The organism is Acidimicrobiia bacterium (genome assembly GCA_041393965.1).
Lineage (GTDB): Bacteria > Actinomycetota > Acidimicrobiia > Spongiisociales > UBA5794 > UBA5794.
The window spans coordinates 20,504-38,941 of record JAWKJB010000001.1 but is presented as its reverse complement, the minus strand read 5'-3'; the positions used below and the strand labels follow the sequence as shown (position 1 = coordinate 38,941).

17 protein-coding genes are annotated in these 18,438 nt (G+C 63.6%); 8 read left to right on the top strand and 9 right to left on the bottom strand.

Annotated elements, in window-relative coordinates; all coding sequences use genetic code 11:
* Positions 1–26: 26 nt before the first annotated feature.
* The 4 genes from R2823_00195 to R2823_00180 are packed head-to-tail and all read right to left on the bottom strand — an operon-like array spanning position 27 to position 4,456.
* Positions 27–695, bottom strand: a complete 669-nt coding sequence (locus R2823_00195; GenBank protein ID MEZ5174614.1) for a PhoU domain-containing protein — start codon at positions 693–695, stop codon at positions 27–29.
* Between the two features lie 9 nt (positions 696–704).
* On the bottom strand, positions 705–1,877 hold the full coding sequence (locus tag R2823_00190) for a Na/Pi symporter (protein ID MEZ5174613.1): 1,173 nt from the start codon (positions 1,875–1,877) through the stop codon (positions 705–707).
* A gap of 55 nt (positions 1,878–1,932) precedes the next feature.
* Positions 1,933–3,075, bottom strand: coding sequence for a zinc-dependent metalloprotease (locus R2823_00185; protein ID MEZ5174612.1), 1,143 nt, complete (start codon positions 3,073–3,075; stop codon positions 1,933–1,935).
* A 10-nt stretch (positions 3,076–3,085) separates the two neighbouring features.
* Complete coding sequence (locus R2823_00180; GenBank protein ID MEZ5174611.1) at positions 3,086–4,456, bottom strand: trypsin-like peptidase domain-containing protein; 1,371 nt, start codon at positions 4,454–4,456, stop codon at positions 3,086–3,088.
* A gap of 11 nt (positions 4,457–4,467) precedes the next feature.
* On the opposite strand from R2823_00180, the gene R2823_00175 reads away from it, so the two are divergent.
* Positions 4,468–4,926, top strand: a complete 459-nt coding sequence (locus R2823_00175) for a molybdenum cofactor biosynthesis protein MoaE (protein MEZ5174610.1) — start codon at positions 4,468–4,470, stop codon at positions 4,924–4,926.
* A 17-nt stretch (positions 4,927–4,943) separates the two neighbouring features.
* Here R2823_00175 and R2823_00170 read toward each other — a convergent pair whose 3' ends face one another.
* The 5 genes from R2823_00170 to R2823_00150 all read right to left on the bottom strand — a co-directional run bounded on the left by R2823_00170 (position 4,944) and on the right by R2823_00150 (position 9,204).
* Positions 4,944–5,552 (bottom strand): HEAT repeat domain-containing protein, encoded by a 609-nt coding sequence (locus R2823_00170; GenBank protein ID MEZ5174609.1) that lies wholly within the window; start codon positions 5,550–5,552, stop codon positions 4,944–4,946.
* A gap of 4 nt (positions 5,553–5,556) precedes the next feature.
* Positions 5,557–6,756 (bottom strand): 3-oxoadipyl-CoA thiolase, encoded by a 1,200-nt coding sequence (pcaF, locus tag R2823_00165; GenBank protein ID MEZ5174608.1) that lies wholly within the window; start codon positions 6,754–6,756, stop codon positions 5,557–5,559.
* A 39-nt stretch (positions 6,757–6,795) separates the two neighbouring features.
* A complete protein-coding gene (locus tag R2823_00160) occupies positions 6,796–7,683 on the bottom strand; it encodes a CBS domain-containing protein (GenBank protein MEZ5174607.1) in 888 nt (295 codons plus the stop codon).
* Positions 7,684–7,798: 115 nt separating this feature from the next.
* A complete protein-coding gene (locus R2823_00155) occupies positions 7,799–8,806 on the bottom strand; it encodes a DUF222 domain-containing protein (protein ID MEZ5174606.1) in 1,008 nt (335 codons plus the stop codon).
* A complete protein-coding gene (locus tag R2823_00150; protein ID MEZ5174605.1) occupies positions 8,761–9,204 on the bottom strand; it encodes a hypothetical protein in 444 nt (147 codons plus the stop codon). Before R2823_00150 ends, R2823_00155 begins: the two co-directional genes overlap by 46 nt.
* Positions 9,205–9,372: 168 nt before the next feature.
* Here R2823_00150 and R2823_00145 point away from each other — a divergent pair, with 168 nt between their 5' ends.
* From R2823_00145 to R2823_00115, 7 genes are all read left to right on the top strand, one after another.
* Complete coding sequence (locus R2823_00145; GenBank protein ID MEZ5174604.1) at positions 9,373–9,918, top strand: hypothetical protein; 546 nt, start codon at positions 9,373–9,375, stop codon at positions 9,916–9,918.
* Positions 9,919–9,998: 80 nt separating this feature from the next.
* On the top strand, positions 9,999–10,712 hold the full coding sequence (locus R2823_00140) for a hypothetical protein (GenBank protein MEZ5174603.1): 714 nt from the start codon (positions 9,999–10,001) through the stop codon (positions 10,710–10,712).
* A gap of 235 nt (positions 10,713–10,947) precedes the next feature.
* Entirely contained in the window at positions 10,948–12,618 is a 1,671-nt protein-coding gene (gene paaN / locus R2823_00135) for a phenylacetic acid degradation protein PaaN (GenBank protein ID MEZ5174602.1), read from the top strand.
* Between the two features lie 83 nt (positions 12,619–12,701).
* A complete protein-coding gene (locus tag R2823_00130; GenBank protein MEZ5174601.1) occupies positions 12,702–14,573 on the top strand; it encodes an AMP-binding protein in 1,872 nt (623 codons plus the stop codon).
* Positions 14,573–15,550 carry a branched-chain amino acid ABC transporter permease gene (locus R2823_00125; protein ID MEZ5174600.1) on the top strand — a complete coding sequence of 326 codons (978 nt, stop codon included), beginning with the start codon at positions 14,573–14,575 and terminating at the stop codon, positions 15,548–15,550. Before R2823_00130 ends, R2823_00125 begins: the two co-directional genes overlap by 1 nt.
* Positions 15,547–16,824 (top strand): branched-chain amino acid ABC transporter permease, encoded by a 1,278-nt coding sequence (locus R2823_00120; GenBank protein MEZ5174599.1) that lies wholly within the window; start codon positions 15,547–15,549, stop codon positions 16,822–16,824. The genes R2823_00125 and R2823_00120 overlap by 4 nt, the downstream gene beginning before the upstream one ends.
* A 142-nt stretch (positions 16,825–16,966) precedes the next feature.
* Positions 16,967–18,358, top strand: coding sequence for an ABC transporter substrate-binding protein (locus tag R2823_00115; protein MEZ5174598.1), 1,392 nt, complete (start codon positions 16,967–16,969; stop codon positions 18,356–18,358).
* Positions 18,359–18,438 lie beyond the last annotated feature (80 nt).

Here is an 18,438-nt window from a genome sequence, read left to right as displayed (position 1 = left end):
ACCGCTCGGTTCGGTTGATCATCCGCTCAGATGCGGTCCTCGGGGGCCTCGTCGTACGAGTCGAGACGGTCGAGGGGCTGCACAAGTGAAGTGAGCACATTCATGACATGGGCGGTTGTTCGTTTCAGGAAGCGGAAGTAGAGCGCCCTTGCGACTGCGTGCGATGCGGGGCCGTCAGAGTTGTAGGCCTCCTTCACGCGGGCGTCGTATTCGCTGAGGAAGCCATCGGCCTTCCCGATGAGGTGTTGGGCCTGTTCGGTGTCCTTATGCGCGAACACTTCGGCAGCGTCGAGAATGAGCTGCGCCACCGCGTCGCGGTAGTGCTCGAGTTCGTCGCGATCTTCTACCACATCGAAGTTCGCCCCGTACTTGACGAGATCGTAGATGTTCTTGGCATAGTCCCCGACGCGCTCCGCGTCCTTCACGATCGACGCGTATTGGAGCACGACCGGCAGGTTCGCATTGTTGACGGCCGCGTGCACCATCAGGTGCCTCCGGACCTCACGCTGCGCTTCGTTGATCTCGTGGTCGGTTCGCCGGACCTCGCGTTTCGTGGCCTTGGATTTGCCGCCACCGAACAGGGCGTTGCAGGCGGTGACGAACACATCGTGGCCGTCCTCGAGCATCCCGACGAGTGTGTCTTGGATGAAGTCGAGTCCCGACTGTTTGTGTCCTTTGAAGAATTCCAGAACCATATAGGCCCCCTATCTCAGTACCAAAATACCCACGACGGGTATGACAAGGAAGGCAATGATCGTGTAGACGACCGCTATCCATTTGCGTTTGACGGCGACATTGGCGAGGCGTTCAGCGAGGATGACCGGTAGGTGGCGGAGCCGTCGAATCGGGTACAGCATCACGATACCGAACACATTGAACAGGAGGTGTACGAGGGCGATGGACATGGCGTCGACCGAATCGGCGGCAAGAGCCGCAAGCAGCGCGGTGATGGTGGTCCCGACATTTGCCCCGAGCGTGATCGGGTAGGCGTTCCGAACGAGCAGCATCCCCGAAGCAACCAGCGGGACGATGATCGAGGTGGTGATGCTTGAGGACTGGACCGCGACGGTCACGAGGACGCCGACGGCCATACCGACCAGCCCTGACTTCTCAAGGGCGGCATTGACCGACCGCTCGATCCGGTTTGCGATGAGCGTGCGCATGTTCTTGGTGATGTAGGTGAGGGTCACGAAGATGATGATGATGCCGATGACGATGACGGCCACGGCAAGGCTGGTTCCTGAATCGAAGATCGGCTTGAGCGCCTCGGCGATGCGGGTCGCGCCCCACTTGACGATTCCTTTGATGGGTGAGTCGAAGGTCGCGTCGGCTCCACCGGGAAGCAGTTCGGCGAGCCATGTCGCCGTCGATGCGAGGAATCCGGTGAGGAGCTCGAGGGGAAGCAGGACGGCGACCGCGATGACATTGAAGAAGTCGTGCATCGTGGCAGCGGTGAACGCCCGTCGGAACTCCTCGGTGCGCCTTGCATGAGCGAGAGCCACGATCGTGGCGGTGACGGTCGTTCCGATGTTGGCGCCCATGATCATCGGAACTGCGGTGTCGATCGGGAGCTGGCCGGCACCGACGAGGGCGACGATCGTTGCGGTCGTCACGGATGATGATTGAACGAGCACGGTGGCGAGGATGCCGACGAACAGGGCCGCGAACGGGTTCGTGATGCCCTCGAAGAGGTTCCCCGCGGAGTCCTCCCCGAGTCCCTTGATGCCGGTTTCGAGGAGCTTGACCCCGACGAGGAAGAGGTACAGCAGTCCGACGACGAGGGCAGCGCGGAGCCATGGCGGGATCCCTCGTGCGGGAGGAGCGACGATCGGTGATTCGGTGCGGTCGATCGGCTCGGGTGGGTTGGCGTCGGTCATCGCGCGTCAGTGATCGATCTGTTCGATGAGGATTCGACGCGATGATAGGGGTGTGTCAGTCCTCGCCGAGGGCTGTCTCGTCGAGGAGGACTCGTGCGTTCCACCCGATTGGGTCGGTGAACTCGTCGAGGGTGGGTAGGTTGGCTGGTTCATCCCAGACGCGGTCGAGGGCGTCTGCTCCCCAGCGTGCCGTGACCTGATCACAGAAGATCGAGGCGTCTTTGGCGCGCCACCGTTCGATGGCGAGGCCCGCGAAGTCCTGGAGGAACTGTTCAGCCTTGTTCGGTTCGGTGCGGCGACGGTTGAAGGCCTCCTCGATCCGTTCGATGCCCGGGAGCAGCTCGGCTCCTGCGAGCCGGACCACACGGTCTGCGTACCCTTCGATGAACGCTGTGAATGCTTGGATGTCGGCGAGCCGGGCGGGATCCGATGTGGCCTTGAGGAGCCCGGTTGCGTCCTCGTCGGCTTCGAACATCCGCTGCATTTCGGCGGGATCGTTCATCGCGGTGAGTTTGCCCATGAGGTCCGAAAGGTCGAATTCGACGGTGTCGTAGAATGCTTCGACGAGTGTGACGAAGCGGCCCCGGATCCACTCGACGGCCATGATCCGGTGGAAAGCGACCTCGTGGAGGGCGCCCCAGAGTCGCACCTGGCGGTGGTCGACCCCATGGTCGATGGCGAAGTCGTCGAGGTTCGGGACGATGACATATGGGCGATCGTGGTCCATTGCCGGGATGCCGGTATCGAACTGACCGAGGGCACGGTGCGCCATGAACCCGACCATCGTCCCGGCTTGCACCCCGAGCAGTGCGGGCCCGAGCGGGGCGAGCATCGCACTCATGGAACCCATCGGTCCGAGCCCTGGGATCCCCTCGACGCCACCGAGGTCGCCGATGGCACTGAGCTTGTCACTGAGCGGCTCGACGAGGACCCTGAACGACTGCTGGTTCTCGGCTGCCCAGGTTGCACGGTCGGCGGGGTTCAGCTCGCCCGTGGCAGGCGAGGGGAGTGCCGTGACGGACGAGATCCGGACCTCCGCCACATGGGCGAGTTCCTGGTATTCCTCAGCGACGGATGGGTCGATCGGCTGGATGGGTCCAGCGAGGCTCTTGGTCACCTCGCGTGCAAGGTTCCAGTTCACGGGCCCTGACGACTGGAGCAGCTTGAAGAGCTGTTCAAAGATGCCCTCGTCGTCCACGCTGGACCTCCTAGCCCCTGAATTCGGGCGGTCGTGTACCCATCACGACATCGAACGTGAGCGTATCATCGCCACGCTTGACCGTGAAGGCCGCGGTTTCTCCGACCCGGTAGAGGCGCACCGCGCTGATCAGTTGCGGTTGGGAGTTGATGGTCTCGTCGTCGATCTGGATGATGATGTCGCCGACCATCATTCCGGCGTCCCCCGCCGCGGAATCCTCGCCTTCGATCGACTCGATGATCGCTCCGTCCGGGATCACCGCCCCGTCGTCTGCGATATCGAAGTAGGTCTGGATCTGGACACCGATGAACGGGTGGACGACATCGCCGGTCTCGATGATTTCGGAGGTGATTCGGTCGACGATGTCGACGGGGATGGCGTAGCCGATCCCTTCGGGCCCAGCGGTCGAGACGCCGATGGCGCTTGTGATACCGATGAGCTTGCCCTCAGCGTCGACGAGCGCTCCGCCCGATGACCCGCTGTTGATCGCGGCGTCGGTCTGGATCATGCCGAAGAGCGTTGTCTCGTCTGCGAAGTCGACCCTGCGGTCGAACGCGGAAATGATCCCGACGGTGATCGAGGATCCACCTTGCTGGCCGAGCGGGTTGCCGACCGCGACGGCGGGATCGCCGATCGCGAGTCCGTCGAGGGTTCCGTATTCGATCGGTTCGAGGCCCGTCGCGTCGATCTTGAGGACGGCGAGGTCCGTCAGTTCGTCGCTCCCGACGAGGGTCGCGTCGTAGGTTCGGCCATCTTCGAAGGTGACGGTGTACGAGTCCCCGCCGCTGATGACATGGTGGTTGGTGATCAGGTAGCCGTCGGACGATCGGACGACACCCGATCCGGATCCGGTCGGGATGCGTTCGTCAGGGGCAAGGTCGCTCCCGGCCTCCGAGAAGACATTGACGGTCACGACCGAGGGCAGCACCTTCTGGGCGACCGCGGTCGGGTTGACCGCCGATCCGATCTCGTTGGTGATCTCGGTGATCGGTCGGTTGACGACGCTTGTCGGTGTTGTGGTCGCGGCGGGGGCAGCGGGTTCGTTGTCGAACATCCCGGTGGTTGCGAACACACCGACGGTGAGGACCGATCCGAGGATCGCGGCCGCGAAGGCGCCGAGGATGAGCGGAACGGATGATCGGCGTGGGGGTGCTGGCTGGATACGGGCCGACACCGGTGTGATCGGTACCGTCGGCGGCGCTGGGGGAGGTGGTGGCGGCAGGGGACCACCTAAGGTCTCGGTCGTTGCGGGTTCTGCCGGTCGGGCGAAGGTGTCGGTGTCATCCATACCTTGTTGAACGCTCGGAGCGTCGTCGCCGTTCCGTTCCGGGATGAGAGGATCGTGAGATTCGGCGTCGACCCCGGGGGTATCGTTGTCCATGTGATGAGTGTATGAATCGGTCCGGTCTAGCTTCCCACGAGGCCATCCTCGTCGATGTGACTCCTGACCCGATCGACGCGGCGAGCATCCTCGAGTTTGTCACTGACCCTGCATCGGGGGCAACGGTCCTTTTCGCTGGCACGGTGCGTGACCATTCCCATGGCAGGGAGGGCGTGACCCACCTTCAGTACGAGGCGTACGACGAGGTGGTGGTGGACAAGATGCGCGAGATCGTCGAGTTGGCGGTCCACCGCTGGCCCGTCATCCGGATCGCCGCGGTCCACCGAACGGGCTCCCTCACCGTTGGGGAGCCTGCCGTGATGGTGGCGGTGTCGACCGCGCACCGCGCCGACGCGTTTCCGGCCGGTCAGTTCGTCATCGACGAACTCAAACGGAGCGTGCCGATCTGGAAGAAAGAGCACTGGCCGGGTGGCGCCGAATGGGTCCGTGAGGACATCGAGCATTCCTGATCACGGGTCATCGCGGGTCAGGGTTGCGTCTCGCGGGGCATCGCTGAGATCTGCCTCCCGACGACCATTTCGGCGGCTTCGCGGACCGATGGGTTGCGGTCGAGCGCTGCACGCCTCAGGGCGGGTTCGATGCGCGGGTCGTCGAAGACCGTGACGGCTGCGATCGCCCTCCGGCGCACCTGTGGCGGTGCTTCCTTGATGAGGCCGAGGAGCGTCTCGAGACCCGAGGGGTCGCCGATCGCGCCGATGGCTGCGGTTGCCGCCTCCCGCACCAGGCGGTCGTCGTCTGCGGTCGCGGCAGTTTGGAGCCATGGCAGCGTCGTGCGGTCTCCGAGCTGACCGTATGCCGTAGCGACAGCTTCTCGAACCGACGCCTCGGTGTCGCGCCCAAGGTCGGCGAGGATGGGGATCGCCGTGTGATCACCGTGTCCGAGTTGATCGGCTGTGGCTGTTCTGACCGGCGGATCGGGGTCCTTGGCGAGCGCGTGGAGTGTGTCGAGGTGGGTGGACACATCCGACGGCGCCAACGACGAAACAGCCATGCGCCGAAGGGTGGCGTTGTCGTGTCTGAGAAACGCCGCAGGGTTGTCGGTCAGGGCGGTGAGGTCGTCCCGACTCGGTTCCAATCGGCTAGGGCCGTTCGATCAGCATCGAGATGCCTTGCCCGACGCCTATACACATTGTTGCGAGGGCGTAGCGTCCGTTGCGTCGCTGGAGTTCCCGTGCGGCAGTGGTGACGAGGCGGGCGCCGGTCATGCCGAGCGGGTGGCCGAGTGCGATTGCCCCACCGTTCGGGTTGACATGTTCGGCGTCGTCGGGGATCCCGAGTTGTCGTAGACATGCGAGGCCTTGGGCTGCGAACGCTTCGTTCAGTTCGATGTTGGTGATGTCGGCGAGCGCGATGCCGGTACGGTCGAGGAGCTTGTTGGTGGCGGGGACCGGCCCGATGCCCATGATTCGGGGTGGGACGCCTGCGGTCGCCATTGACATGATGCGTGCCAGCGGGGTCAGCCCGTATTCATCGACGATGGGTTCGGATGCGATCACCGCCGCGGCCGCGCCGTCGTTGATGCCGGAGGCGTTTCCCGCGGTGACGGTTCCGCCCTCGAAGATGGGTCGGAGCGCTGCGAGCTTGTCGAGGGTGGTTCCGGGCCTCGGGTGTTCGTCGGTGTCGACGGTGATGGGGTCTCCGCGGCGCTGCTTGACCGACACGGCGGTGATTTCTTCTGCGAGGATGCCGTCCTTGATGGCGATCTCGGCCCGTGCCTGGCTGCGGTAGGCGAATGCATCCTGATCGGCACGGCTGATGTCGAATTCCTTGGCGACATTCTCGGCCGTTCCGGGCATTTCGTCCACGCCGAACCGCTCGCGCATCCTCGGGTTGACGAATCGCCACCCGATGGTGGTGTCGTGGATGTCGTTCGCCCTGTCGAAGGCCGTTGTCGCCTTGGCGAGGACCTTCGGTGCGCGGCTCATGGATTCGACGCCTCCAGCGATGAGGAGGTCGGCCTCGTTGGTCTTGATGGCGCGTGCTGCGAGACCGATGGCTTCCATGCCTGAACCGCACAGCCGGTTGATCGTTGCTCCGGGGACGGTGACGGGCATTCCTGCGAGGAGGGCGGCCATCCGGGCGACATTGCGGTTGTCCTCACCCGCCTGGTTTGCTGCACCGAAGTAGATGTCGTCGTAGCGGTCCGGAGGGATCTCGACGCGTTCGACCACATCGCGGATCACCTGCGAGGCGAGGTCGTCGGGCCGGACGGCCGACAAGGCGCCCCCGAATCGTCCAATCGGGGTTCGGATGGTGTCGATGATGAATGCTTCGGGCATGTGTGTCTCCCGAATCAGCCTACCGGGCTGTGGTGGCGTTCACGGCAGGCGCACAACGCCGATCAGCGTGTGGTTGTCGTCAATGATCGGTATCGGAGCGCCATCGAGGAACTCGGCGAGTTCGGATGCCGCTGAGAGGGGCTCGGTTGCGTTGACGGCGATCGGCGGCTCCATCAAGTCGCCTACCGTGCGATGGTTGCCGGATCGCGAGAGTGTGGATTGCCGGACGATGCCGATCAGGCGGCCCTCATCGGTGACCGGTACCACGGGGTTGGCGATGATCCGGCTGGCATCGGTGATCGTGAGGTCGGGTCCGACGGCGACCGCGGCCGGATCCTCGGCCTTGTGGAAGCACTTTGTCTCCTGTGAGCGGACCAGGACGGCGCCCCCTGGCGCGCCGACGACCAGACGGTGCCCGGGACCGTACAGCTGGCGTTGGAACCATGATCCGCCGGGCGCTCCGATGACGAGCAGCGAGGTGGGTGTGAGGATGTCCACGATCGCGGTTGCGCTGTCTGCCGGGATCGGCTTCTGGGTGATCTTGCCCCTGTGTGGTTCGGCGAGTTGGGCGAGCCGTGCGACGGCCGAAGTCTCGTCCTCACGCGTGTGGTACGCGGTAGCGACTGTGACCGGGACCGAGAGGACTTCACCGAGCCGGGCTGCAACGGTGACGGCGAGCGGGGAATGCGGTCCGTCCGCTACCGCGGCAGTTATCTGGTCGACACGATGAAGATCCACTTCGTGGGGGACGATGGTCGAGACCAGGTCGAAGCTGGTGAGTTTGCGACAGACCAGATACTCGATTCGTTCCTTGATGCACACGGCCCGGAGGTCACCGTCAACTGCGATGGGCGGTCCGTCACTGAGAGCTGTGGCCAAGTCGAGGCAACCGGCGCCGCGGGTCCATGCGACATGTCGAGAGAACATGGATCCAACTCCTTGGGTCCGTACCGAGCATATCGACTATCCATGACTGGAGGGGGCGGGACCATCTGGCATGTGGTTGGTCGGCACATGGTGGTTGCCTCATGGTGGGCTGGAGCTATGGGTCCGGGTCGGTCATGACCGGATGGCCCGATGGGGTCACCCATCGGATGCGTCCGTCATCGAGAGGTTGGTATGACCATCCAGATTGCTTGACGACATTGTGAAACCGGCACAGGGGCGCGCTGTTGTCGATTTCCGTCGGACCGTATTGGGCAAACTCGACGATGTGGTCCACATCTGAGATGGTGGCTGGCACTCGGCAGCCGGGGAAGACGCAGGTGGGGCGGAGTACTTGGACGATGCTTCGTTCTCGTTTGGACAGTGACCGCCTCCGCTTGGCCCCCCTCGGCGGGGAGTCGTCAGTCGAGCCGTTGATGGAGTCGTGGGGCCTTGCCTTGCCCGAGGGTTCGGCGATCCCGACGGCGACTGGTCTTCCGGTCTCGTTCTTGACGAGGAAGCGGTGTTCAGACTCGGGATACTGGGCCGCCGTTTGACGGGCGATGTCGGCGACAAGTGGACCGTATCCGCCGAGATCTCCGGGATTGTTGTTGAGTTCGACGAGCGTGTCGAGATCCACGCGGATGTCGATGACCCCTCGCCCAATCGTCTCTTCGCTCGTTCCGTTGAGGAGATCGAGGAACACATCGGCTCGCAGCTGGTCCATGGTCCGGGTGTCGTTGTTGCGACGAAGTGATCGGGCGAGAGCGTCGATGCGCCTGGTTGCGGATGCAACGAGGTCCGGTGGCAGGTCCTTCGCTGGGAGGTCGGCGGTCCCGTCGAGCGTCGGCGTCATGGTCAGGCGGCGGTGTGAGAGCGCGGCCTCGTAGCGGTCGAGGGCGTCTTCGGGGTCGGCGGTGATGCATAGCTTGCGGATACGGGCGGATAGTTGTCCGGTGGTGAGGCGAGGTGCGTCGTCGATGATCTCGTCGATGATGCGCCGCGCCCTTTCGTCGGAGAGGTGCATCGTTGCATTCGCCATTGCTTGTGCCCGCCGTTCGTCGATTCGTCCAGCGAGCATCAGGTCATACACCGTGGGAAGACGGTGGCGAAGGTCGAGGGCCAAGGCGACCTTGCGGCTGCGGCGATGCGAGTGAGCTGGAGGGTGACACCGACCTCGGCTCCGGCATCGACGGTCGCGCCGTGCACGGTGGTGTGGTGACGGTTGCGCACGCTCGTGTCGATGAACTCCGCGATATCGGCGAGCACTTGTGCGGTCCAGTGGTTGACCATTCGCCGCTTGGCCTGGATGATCGTGATCTGGTCGTACTCGGACAGGGTTGAGGCATCGATTCCTGCGAGCAGGTTCGCGAGTCGACGGCCCGGCTCTGCGTCTTCGATCGCGGTGGGGATGGGAGTACACCCCCAATCGGTTGGGCCGTATTCGAGGGCTTCGTGGTCCGGTTCCTCCTCCGGAGGGTCGTCGGGCCCATCCCAGATGTGGTGTTCCTGCATGTTCAGCATGGTTCCAACGTATCAGCGGCGTGTGACAGATTCGCCCCATTCCGGCCCGGAATCGTCAGGTTTCGCGGCGGGAATCGAAGGAATCCGGAGCGGACCGAACCGAGGTCGGGAAATGATCCGCTAGGAGGGTCTTGTCCGATCGTTGTCATTCCGTATCTTGGAAGGGACATGTCGTTCCGGGTCAGATTCGTGCTGGTCGCCGCCGTTGCGGTCCTGGCCTCCTGCACGGCCGAACCCATCGGCACAACGATCACCAGCACCACCATCGCAGCGACCACCTCATCCATCAATCCCGGATCAGTTGTGGTGACCACCACGACCATGGCGCCGACGACAACCGTGGCGGACCGTATCGCCGAGATCACGGCCATCTTCGAAGACCTCGAGCGCCGCCGGCTTCAGGCGATACTCGACCAGGATGAGGACGCCTTTCGGGCGGTGCATTCGAACCAGCAGTATCTGGAAGAGAGCCTCGTGGTCCTGGATCTTGTCAAGGTCATCGATGTCGAAGCCGTCGAGGTTTCTATCGACGACATTCTCCTTGACAGCGACCAATGTCTTGCGGTTCTCGCGACGGTTGATCTGAGCGCCGCAACCGCTGGCGGGGGAGCCACCACAACGGAGTATGTGCTCGAGTTCGGGCCCGAAGGTTGGGGGTTCAGCTGGGTTGGAGAGGGGTGGCGATGCGACGGACCGCATCCATTGTCGCTTTAGGGCTCACCCTCTTCGTTGCTCTGAGTCCGACCGGAGGTACGGCTAGTGATACCTGTTGGTTCGACGCTGCCAGAGGCCGCGTGGTTTGCCACGAGACGGGTGGTGGCGGGTCATCGTCGACCTCGACGACGCACTACGGCGACGGGTTGCGGTATCTCTACACGACGACGCGGGCCCCAGTTGGTGACTGCTACTACTGGTCGGCTACACCGGGTGGCATCGACTCGGCGTTCGGTCGGAACGACTCGGCGATCATCGCGATCACGACCACCCTCCCGATGTGTCCGCCTCGCCCGTCGGTCGACCCGTGGACCGTCGCCTGGGAGGTGTTTCGCTCGTGGGACCTCGATCCCCCTACCCCGTCGCTCCAACCCGCCGCCGCGGGTATCACCGGCCTCCCCACCTACCTCTCCACCCCGGTACCGGACCGCATCGAGCACTCGGAGCGTCTGCCCGACGGGCGAACCCTCCGAGTCAGGGCCGATGTTCGGCAGCTGTCCATCGCCTGGGGCGACGGCACCACCCTCGCCTACCTACCGTCGACCGCCCTGCCGTATCCCGAGGGTGCGGTCACCCACACCTACCTCCTCAAGACCTGTTCGGCGCACTACCGAGCCAACCATCCGTCGGGTGGCCTGTGTCATCCAACCCTGGACCGCTACCCGATCACTGCCACCTTCACCTGGGAGGGCTCCTACAGCACGGGCGGATCCTGGCGCACCCTTGGCACCCTCGAGCAATCCGTCACCGTTTCGTACGATGTCGACGAAGCCCGCGGCGTCCCAATCCCCTAACCCGTTTCCCCTGCCCGATCACGCGTACCCAGGGTTCCCGTTCAACACAAGTGTTCTCACCCACCCACAGAACCCACCCGTAGCGAACGGCCCGAGAACCCCCCGTTCTGTGGGCCAGAGTTGACCTTTTAGTTGAACGGGAACCCTGGGTACGCGTGAACGCCACATCGTGTACCACCCCCGATCTCGTGCGCAGGGATCGGTATCGTGGAGGCCACCCTCCGAAAGGACCGCTGTGCCAGCCACCGATGTGAGCCACACCGACACTCTCCACCGCGCCCTCAGAGCCATCGACGAACGCACCTACTGGAGCGCCTTCCCTGAACATCCGAAGGCGTACGGCGACGACGCACCGGCCGCGGGCGAAGCCGAGTTCAACGCCCTGCTCGGGACCGCCTTCGAAACCGGACAGGCACACGACGGGTTCGTTTCGGTCGACGAGGTGTCCCCGTATGGGCTCGCACTCGGGATCTCGTACCCCGCCACAACCGTTGACCGCGTCATCGCGGATGCAACCACCGCACTGGATTCGTGGCGCCGCACCACCCCTGACGAACGCGCCGAGGTGTGTCTCGAGATCCTCGATCGCCTCTCGGATGCGAACTTCACGATGGCCCACGCCGTCATGCACACGACCGGCCAGAGCTTCCTGATGGCATTCCAGGCGGGTGGACCGCACGCGCTCGATCGTGCGCTCGAAGCGATCGCCTACGCCTACCGCGAGCAGGCTCGCCTCCCCGCCTCTCTCAGGTGGGAGAAGCCGAGGGGATCGCATCGCCCGCTCGTGATCGACAAGGAGTGGATCATCAAGCCGAGGGGCGTCGCGGTGACGATCGGGGTGTCGACTTTTCCGACATGGAACGGATATCCCGGCATCTTTGCGAGTCTCGTCACGGGCAATCCGGTGATCATCAAGCCTCATCAGGCAACGATCCTGCCGCTTGCCCTCCTCGTCCGCGCGGCGCGCACGGTCCTCGAAGAGAAGGGCCTTGACCCGAACATCGTCCAGATGATCGTCGACGAGCAGGGTAAACTCGTCGCGACCGACCTCGTGATGCGTCCCGAGGTCGGCATCGTGGACTACACGGGCGGTTCGGCCTTCGGCGACTGGCTCGAGGCCAATGTCCACCACGCCGAGGTGTACACGGAAAAGGCGGGTGTGAACTCCGTCATCGTCGACTCGGCAGACGACCTCAGAGGCGTATTCCGGAACCTGAGCGTGTCGATGACGATGTACTCGGGGCAGATGTGCACCACACCCCAGAACCTCTTCGTCCCCGCCGAAGGTGTCCCAACCAAAGACGGTGTGGTCTCCTACGACGAGGTCGTCGAAGGGTTCGTCGCGGCCATCGACGGCCTCCTCGGTGACGAGGCACGGGCCGCAGGCATGCTCGGCGCGATCAAGGGGACCGCAACCCTCGAACGCATCGCAGCCGCGGAAGCCGCAGGAACGGTCCTTGCCACCTCACGGCGGGTGGCGAACCCGGATTTCCCTGACGCAACTGTGCGCACCCCTACGATCGTTGCCGTCGAGGGGTCCGACCGCGACACCTACATGAGTGAGATGTTCGGGCCGATCATCTTCGTCGTCAGGACCGCATCGCGGGACGAAAGCATCGAGCTCGCGACCGAGGCGGCGAAGAAGGCCGGCGCCATCACCTGGCTTGCGTATGCGACGGATCCCGAAGCGATCGATGCGATCATCGACGCGGCGGTGGATGCAGGCGTCTCGGTCGCTTTCAACCTCACCGGGGGCCTGTTCGTCAACCAGTCCGCTGCCTATTCCGACTTCCATGTCACAGGGGCGAACGCTGCCGGAAACGCCTCACTCACCGATCCAGCCTTTGTCACGGGCCGATTTCGGGTGATCGGCGTTCGCACGGAGCCACACCCAGATAATTCCTAAGTCAGAAACTGGGATTCATCGTGCATCCGGGATAACTTTCGATTATGTTCCTCATGTCCAAACCACCGGTGGAGGTGTGAGACATGACCACGACACTCGAACAAGCGGGTGCCCCTGACCTCAGCGACGCCTTTCCGACCGTCGCCTGGCGGGTCCGGGACTGGGCGATGCGTACCCCGGACCGCATCGCGATGCGGGACAAGGACTTCGGCATCTGGCAGGAACGCACCTCGGCACAGGTGTGGGACGAGGTCCTCACCGCGGCCCACGGACTGCTCGCCCTCGGTGTCGAACAAGGCGATGTCACCTCGATCCACTCGGAGGACCGCCCCGAATGGATCATCTTCGACTTCGCAACGGCTGCCATCGGGGCCGTCAGCACCGGCCTGTATCCGACGAATCCGATGGCCGAGACCCGGTACCTCGTGAACGACGCAGGATCGAAGGTCCACTTCGCTGAGGACCAGGAACAGGTCGACAAGATCGTCGACGCCGGCCCTGACGCCTTCCCGACCGTGGAGCGGATCATCTATGTCGAACCACGCGGCGTGCGCACCATGGCCGACGGACGCCTCATGTTCTGGGACGACTTCATGGCGCTCGGCACCGACCACAGGGAGGCGCATCCCGGTGCGGTCGAGCGGCTCATGGAACAGGCACAGCCCGACGACCTTCTCACGCTCATCTACACCTCGGGGACGACGGGACCGCCGAAGGGCGTGATGTTGACCCACCGCAACATCGAGACCGCGGTCCACCATGTCCTGAATGATCCCGGCCGGTTTGCGGGTGCGGGGGAGAACACCAGCGACGAGAAGCTGACCTACCTCCCGCTGTGCCATGTGGCCGAGCGTCTCTTCTCGACCTGGTCGATGGCCCACAACGGCCCGGTTCTGAACTTCGCCGAGTCGATCGAGACCGTGCAGGTGAACCTGCGGGAGGTGCAGCCGACCATCTTCTTCGCGGTCCCCCGCATCTGGGAGCGCATCCACGCAGGGGTGCTGATCAGGCTCCAGGATGCCACCATCCTCAAGCGTCTCGTCAGCAGCTTCGGCCTGAAGCTCGCGTCCTACATCGGGAGCAGCAGGGTCGCCAACAACGGTGACTTCACCTTCGGGTCGCGGCTTGCCTATTGGATCGGGAACCCGCTCTTCTTCCGGTCCCTTCGCGAACGCATCGGCCTGCGTCACTGCCGCTATGCGTCGTCGGGCGCGGCTCCGATCGCCCCCGAAGTGCTCGAGTTCTTCATGGGCCTCGGGATCCCGGTGTACGAGCTGTACGGCATGACGGAGAACACGGCGTTGGCGACCACGAACCTCCATGGCCGGGTGAAGGTCGGCACCGTCGGTGAGCCATATGAAGGTACGGGCTTCCGCATCGATGAGGAAACGGGCGAGATCCAGACCAAGAGCGACGCCTCGTTCGTCGGGTACTGGAACAAGCCGGAAGCAACGAAGGAGACTTTCACCGACGACGGCTGGCTCAAGACCGGTGATGTCGGCATGTGGGTCGACGGAACCCATGTCAAGATCGTCGACCGCATCAAGCACATCATCATCACCTCCGGCGGCAAGAACATCTCGCCTTCCGAGATCGAGAACAGCCTCAAGACTTCGCCGTTCATCAAAGAGGCGATGGTGATCGGCGATGGCCGCAAGTATGTGACCGCCCTGATCGGCATCGAATACGATGTCGTAGGCGACTGGGCGCTCCGGCAACAGATCCCTTACACGACCTATCGGGACCTCGCTGAGAAGCCAGAGGTCATTGAGTTGATCCAGGGCGTTGTCGACAAGACCAACGCCAAGTTTGCACGGGTCGAGCAAATCAAGAAGTTCCGGATGATCCCCAAGGAGCTCGACCACGAGGACGGCGAGTTGACGGCCACCCAGAAGCTCAAGCGCAGCGCCATGGAAGACATGTTTGGCGACCTTGTGGAGTCGATGTACTCGTGATGACAATCGGGGTGATCGCACAAGCTGCGACCCAGGGCGGCTTCGATAAGTTCGTCAACGCCCTTGGGTCCGGCATCGCACTCGGAGCGATCTACGCGCTCCTTGCACTCGGCTTCGTGATCATCTTCAAGGCAACGCAGGTCGTCAACTTCGCCCACGGCGCCATTGCGGCGCTCGGCGCCTATCTCGTGTCCTATTTCGCCGTGACCGTGAACATCCCCGGTCGGTGGGTGACCGGGTTCCCGCACTGGCTCCAATGGACACTCTCCGCGCTGGTCGCCGTGCTCCTGACGGCCGTGATCGGCATGGTCATCGAACGCATCACCATCAGACCCATGATCGGGGAGCCGCTCTTCGCCGTGGCCATGATCACCCTCGGTCTCGATCTCATCATCAGGACCATCACCAACGACTTCCTGAACAACACGACGGCGGGGCTCGGTGATCCGTGGGGGATCTCGGTCATCGAGCTCGGGCCGCTGAGGATCGGTGAGGCCGAGATCGCAACGATCATCGTGACCTTCGTCGTTGTCGTGCTCCTTGCGCTCTTCTTCCGGTCCCGGACGGGGGTCGCGGTCCGTGCCACCGCGTTCGACCAGGAAGCGGCAATGGCGCAAGGGATCTCCGTTGGAAGGGTCTTCGCGATCGCGTGGGCGATCGGTGCCGCCCTCGCCGCCCTCGGCGGGATTTTCGCTTCGGTTGGAGCAAGGGGAGGAGCCGGTGTTGGGCCCTTTACGGCCCTGATCGCATTCCGGGCGTTCCCTGCGGTGATCATCGGCGGACTCGACTCGGTCGTTGGCGCGGTCGTGGGCGGTCTGATCGTCGGGGTTGCTGAGGTGTTTGCCGGAACCTACCTCACTTCCATTTCATGGCTCGGGACGGGATTCTCCGGGATCGTTCCGTGGCTTGCGATGATGCTCGTGCTGGTGGTCAGGCCGTACGGGCTGTTCGGGACCGAGGAGATCCGACGCGTATGAGAGGCAGACCGAACCTCTATACCCGGTATCAGACCGAGATGGGGCTGTTCCCGACGACGACCAAGCGTGTTTCGGTCGCGCTGCTTGCGATCATTGCGGTGCTTGCGCCGCTGGCTGCACTTCCGTTTTTCGGCTATGTCGGGGATTCGTCGTGGCTCATCGTGATCAATCGGGCGCTTGTCTTTGCGGTCGGCGCCCTCGGAATCAACCTCCTCACCGGTGTCGCAGGGCAGGTTTCCCTCGGACATGCGTTCTTCATGGCGGTCGGGGCCTACACGGCGGTGGTCCTCGGCGGGGAGTCGGGCCGTCTCGTATGGGGACTCGGGCTCCCGATCTGGATCTGGCTTCCCATGGCAGGGATCGTGGCGGCCCTCGTTGGCGTCTTCGTCGCGCCCACCGCGGTGCGTGTCCGTGGCCTCTACTTGGCGTTCGTGACACTCGGGCTCGTCTTCATCGGGCTGTACCTGTGGCGAAACCTCACGAAGATTGCCGGTCAGTCGGGCACGGGCCGCCCGTGGCCCGAACTTGAGTTCTCCCTGTGGCGGAACATGGACCCACTCATCTCGTTCACCTCCGACGGACCCTTGTGGTGGTTCCTGCGACCGATCAACCTGCTGCCGTGGGTCCACATCGAGGAGATGTCGGGCGAAGCCAAGACCTTCTTCTTTCTCATGGCGGCTGTCGTGGTGTTCGCGTTGTTCGCCAAGAACCTCTCACGGACCCGTATCGGGCGCTCGTGGGCGGCGATCAGGGACCGCGACATCGCCGCGGAGGTCATGGGTGTCGCCGACGCGAAGGCCAAGACGCAGGCGTTCGGCATCTCATCGTTCTACGCGGGTATTGCGGGGGCGCTCTTCGGGTCCGTCGTCGGGCGGATCATTCCCGAGAGCTGGGATATCTTCTTGTCGGTCGAGTTCATCGCCATCATCCTCATCGGCGGTGCGGGGACGGTCGCTGGGACCATGCTTGGAACTTTCTTCGTTGTGCTGTCCCCCCGGATCGTCGAGAACGCGACGGGTTTCCTTGCGACCCAAGCCCAGGAGGGCGGACCGCTGTCGTGGCTCGGGGCCCTCATTGTGCGGTCAAGCCCGGACGACCTCATCGGGATCGTGTCGTATCCTGATGCCGCCGGTCCGGGACTCAGCGTCCCCCAGCTCAACATCGTCCTGTTCGGTGTCCTCATCGTGGTCTTCCTGATCGCCGAGCCGCTCGGCCTGTACGGAATCTGGATCAGGATCCGAAACTACTGGAAGGGGTGGCCATTCACCTACTGACGACTCTTCCGTTTTTCTCCTCTCCGGTGGCGTGTGCGCGCCCTCGGGCGGGGAAACCGACAAGCAAACAAACATCGATCTTCCCTTGCGGCGTGTGCGCGCCGGGGGGAACCGACAAGCAAATAAGAAGGAGACAACCCATATGAGAAAGCGATACAGCTGGCTCATCGTCGTCTTCGTGCTCGCACTTGTGGCTGCTGCCTGCAGCTCCGACAGCGATGACACGACGACGACGGCACCGCCAGCGGCAACCACAACAACAGCGGGAGGCGGCGACACGACGACGACGACCTCAGAACCGCCCGCCGAGATGGTGGGTGGCCGTGGAATCGACCTTGAGAACAAGACCATCACGATCGGGCTGCTGTCCGACCTGACGGGCGCGTTCGCGGGTCTGACAACCGACATCACCGATGCGCAGGTCGTCTACTGGGACAACCTCAACGCCGCTGGCGGTATCGACGGATGGACGGTCAATGTTGAGGTGAAGGACACCAACTACAATGTCGAGCAGCATCTCGAGAAACTCGAGGAGCTTCGCGACGAGGTTGCGATGATCACCCTGTCGACGGGTTCACCGACGACGGTCGCCTCACTCCCGATCCTCATCGAGGACCAAATCCCGCTGATTCCGCTGAGCTGGTATTCCGGTTGGGCCATCCCGGCGTTCGACTCCGATGTCACGCTCGAGCAGAACACGAACTACTGCATCGAGTCGATGAACCTCGTTGCGTTCGCAGCCGAGATGGGTGCCGAGAAGATCGCCCTCGCCGGATTCCCCGGTGACTACGGCGGAGACGCCGCAGCGGGTGTCCGGCTGGGTGTTGACTACTACGGCCTCGAACTCGTCTACGACGGCGAGGCTGCGGTCATTCCGGGACAGGACCAGACCGAGGTCATCCAGGCCATCGTCGGCTCCGGTGCGGACTGGACGATCCTGACCACCAACCCCGGTACGGGTGCCGAGATCGTCGCTGGCGCCGTGGGTGCGGGTTACACCGGCATGTTCACGGGTTCAGGCCCGACCTACAATGCTGCGCTGCTCGACTCGCCGGCTGCGCCGATCTTCGACACGGTGTACTACCAGTCGGCGTACAACGTCGGTTGGGGATTCGATGCCCCTGGCAACGACGAGATGATGGCCGCGATGCGCGACGCGTATCCGGATCGTCGCCCGAGCGACGCCTTCATCATCGGCTGGAATGAGGCGAAGGTCGCCCATCAGGTGCTCGCAGACGCGATCGCCAACATGGACCTGAGCCCCGAAGGCATTCTCACGGCGATGAACTCGCTCGAGGATGTTGACTTCGGTGGTTCGCAGCCGAACCAGTCCTGGAAGGGAGAGCCGAACGACTATGTGCTGCGTAGTCTCGCGATCTTCAATCCGGACCTTGCGACCTACACGGCCGCAGGCGGTGCTGCCCAGACGCTGAGCCAAGACGACGCCACGACCGGATCGTTGCTGGAGAAGGACTTCTTCATCTCCGACGCCGCCCGTGACTTCGACTTCACGGCTCCGTGCTGGGAGGCGTAGCAATCGACTAGGGACAGTGGGGGTGCGGCCGAGCCGCACCCCCACATTCCCGCCTACGCAAAGACTGTCAACTGTGAACG

Coding starts and splice junctions, on each gene's coding strand:
- R2823_00195 (MEZ5174614.1), bottom strand. CDS start 695: ATGGTTCTGGAATTCTTCAAAGGACACAAACAGTCGGGACTCGACTTC.
- R2823_00190 (MEZ5174613.1), bottom strand. CDS start 1,877: ATGACCGACGCCAACCCACCCGAGCCGATCGACCGCACCGAATCACCG.
- R2823_00180 (MEZ5174611.1), bottom strand. CDS start 4,456: ATGGACAACGATACCCCCGGGGTCGACGCCGAATCTCACGATCCTCTC.
- R2823_00175 (MEZ5174610.1), top strand. CDS start 4,468: ATGAATCGGTCCGGTCTAGCTTCCCACGAGGCCATCCTCGTCGATGTG.
- pcaF (MEZ5174608.1), bottom strand. CDS start 6,756: ATGCCCGAAGCATTCATCATCGACACCATCCGAACCCCGATTGGACGA.
- R2823_00160 (MEZ5174607.1), bottom strand. CDS start 7,683: ATGTTCTCTCGACATGTCGCATGGACCCGCGGCGCCGGTTGCCTCGAC.
- R2823_00150 (MEZ5174605.1), bottom strand. CDS start 9,204: ATGCTGAACATGCAGGAACACCACATCTGGGATGGGCCCGACGACCCT.
- R2823_00145 (MEZ5174604.1), top strand. CDS start 9,373: ATGTCGTTCCGGGTCAGATTCGTGCTGGTCGCCGCCGTTGCGGTCCTG.
- R2823_00130 (MEZ5174601.1), top strand. CDS start 12,702: ATGACCACGACACTCGAACAAGCGGGTGCCCCTGACCTCAGCGACGCC.
- R2823_00125 (MEZ5174600.1), top strand. CDS start 14,573: ATGACAATCGGGGTGATCGCACAAGCTGCGACCCAGGGCGGCTTCGAT.
- R2823_00120 (MEZ5174599.1), top strand. CDS start 15,547: ATGAGAGGCAGACCGAACCTCTATACCCGGTATCAGACCGAGATGGGG.
- R2823_00115 (MEZ5174598.1), top strand. CDS start 16,967: ATGAGAAAGCGATACAGCTGGCTCATCGTCGTCTTCGTGCTCGCACTT.